Source organism: Streptomyces sp. NPDC006265 (assembly GCF_040613555.1).
Classification (GTDB): domain Bacteria; phylum Actinomycetota; class Actinomycetes; order Streptomycetales; family Streptomycetaceae; genus Streptomyces.
Genome location: NZ_JBEXSH010001188.1, coordinates 1 through 2,170 on the forward strand (window position 1 = coordinate 1; position 2,170 = coordinate 2,170).

Below are 2,170 nucleotides of genomic sequence, written 5' to 3' on the forward strand. Positions count from 1 at the left end.
CGTATCGGGCACACCGCCTCCCGACCGGGGCGGTAACCCGAAGATAGGCAGGTCTCTGTTCGTGCGGCTGGTCGTCGGCGGGGCGCCGCCTCGACCTCCGCTGCCACCCCGACGGCCCCGCCGCCGGGGAAAGTTCCCCCCCGGTCGGCCGGTGAACTGCCGTGCGGCGCGTGGGCGTTCCGGCGAGCGGCGCGGGGGCCTTGGCTACCGGCCGTGCGCCGCGCGGCGCGGCTCGGGGGCGCGCGGGCGTCTCGCGGGAGGAGAAGAGCGCCGCACCGGCACGGGAATGCAGGCCCCGGCCCCGCGCCGTACCCGTATCGGGGTTGCCCTGCCCGTCGTCACGGACGGTGAGGAGCGGATCGGTATCGTCACACCCTGCGATCACCGCGTCCCGTGCCCGATGAAAGACCAGGGTGGGAACGTGATTTCCGGGATGATGATCCGGAAAAGTTGTCGCTCCGAGCGGCGGGTGGGACGGGCGAACGCCCCGATCTCTCGTAAGGTTTGCGCCGTGGGATCTCTGCGCAATCCGGTCGGGCCGCTTCCCTCCTCCATCTATTGGCGTCGGAGGGTCGTACTGGTGTCTGTGGTCGCCGTGTTGGCGCTGCTGACCCTCTGGATCGTGACCATGGGCGGCGGAGGCGGCAAGGACGGCGACAACGGCGCCAACGGCAAGAATCCCGCGCCCTCCATCGTGCCCGGCCCGTCGAGTTCGGGCCCTGCCATCAGTCAAGCGCCGGGCGGACGCGACGAGTCGGGGGACGAGGGTTCCGGCGGCTCGGGGGACGGCTCCGGGAACGGCTCGGGAGGCGGCTCCGATGACGGTTCCGGCTCGGGATCCGGCGACGGTTCCGGGTCCGGCGGCTCGGGCGGTTCCGAGGGGGCGGGCGGCACCGGCGGCTCCGGGAACGGTACCGCCGCGGGCGGTGTGGGCGCGGGCGACACACTGCCGGCCGGCTCCACCCTGCCCAACTGCACCGCGAGCGCGGTGAAGTTCAGCCTGCGCAGCCGCCACAACACCTACGACCCCGAGCAGACGCCCACGTTCCTGCTGACCGCGCGGAACGTCTCCGGCAGCGACTGCAAGATCGATCTCGGGCCGAAGAACGCGGTGTTCACGATCGCCCCGGCGACCAGCGACGACGACTACTGGTCCTCCAAGGACTGTCCCAAGGCCGCCGCGCACCAGCTGTACCGGGTCGCCGCCGACAGCGGTATCACCTACACCGTGAAGTGGGACCGCAAGCCCAGCACCCCCGAGTGCGCCACGCCTCCCGCGGGCTCGGCCGGGTCGGGCACGTACCTGGTGGAAGCCAAGGCTCCGGGCTTTGCGAAGGTGCAGACGTCGTTCGTGCTCTCGGCCGACTAGAGCCGCAACGCCCGAGAGAACGCCCGAGGGCGGCACCCCTCCCCGGTGCCGCCCTCAGGCGTCCGGCCGGTGTCCCACCACCCGCTAGTGCCGCGGCAGGCAACGTTTGCCCGTTGAGGAGCGGCGTTTGGTGCGTGCTCTCGGCGTGCCGGCCGGAAGCCCTCGTACTGGACATACTCGGGGTTTCGGCCGGTGCGGCGAGTGGGGGTGCCCCCTGCTCGAGCGGAGTCGAGAGCTCGGGGGAGCGTGCCGGGCGTCGTGACGGGGCGAACGTTGCCTGCCGCGGCACTAGACGTACCGCTCCAGAATCGACGACTCCGCCAGCCGTGACAGCCCCTCGCGGACGCTGCGGGCCCGGGCCTCGCCCACGCCGTCCACCGTCTGGAGGTCGTCGACGCTCGCGGCGAGCAGCTTCTGCAGTCCGCCGAAGTGCTCGACCAGGCGGTCGATGATCGCGCCGGGGAGCCGGGGCACCTTGGCGAGGAGGCGGAAGCCGCGCGGGGACACCGCCGAGTCCAGCGTCTCGGGCGCGCCGGTGTAGCCCAACGCCCGGGCCACCGTGGACAGTTCGAGAAGCTCGGCGTGGGTGAGGGCGTCGAGTTCGGCGAGGGCCTCGTCGACCGTGCGGGAGCGTTTGGCCGTGGGCTCGGGGACGTAGTCCCGCACGACCAGCTCGCGCTCGGGTTCCACGCCCGCGATCAGCTCGTCGAGATCTCCACTCCACCGTCGCGAGTGATGAAGAAAAAACCCACAGCACGGCATTCGGATTTGAGAGGTGTGGCCTGCGGCTTTCCCTCTCAC

The 2,170-nt window shown here is 71.6% G+C and carries 1 protein-coding gene and 1 pseudogene; one reads left to right on the forward strand and one right to left on the reverse strand.

All coding sequences use genetic code 11. The features are described from left to right. Positions 1-511: 511 nt before the first annotated feature. Positions 512-1,369 carry a hypothetical protein gene (locus tag ABZ281_RS46885; RefSeq protein ID WP_356664667.1) on the forward strand — a complete coding sequence of 286 codons (858 nt, stop codon included), beginning with the start codon at positions 512-514 and terminating at the stop codon, positions 1,367-1,369. A gap of 288 nt (positions 1,370-1,657) precedes the next feature. Here the strand turns inward: ABZ281_RS46885 and ABZ281_RS46890 are convergent. Next, a pseudogene (locus tag ABZ281_RS46890) lies at positions 1,658-2,080 on the reverse strand (helix-hairpin-helix domain-containing protein); the annotation flags it as partial. Between the last annotated feature and the right edge of the window lie 90 nt (positions 2,081-2,170).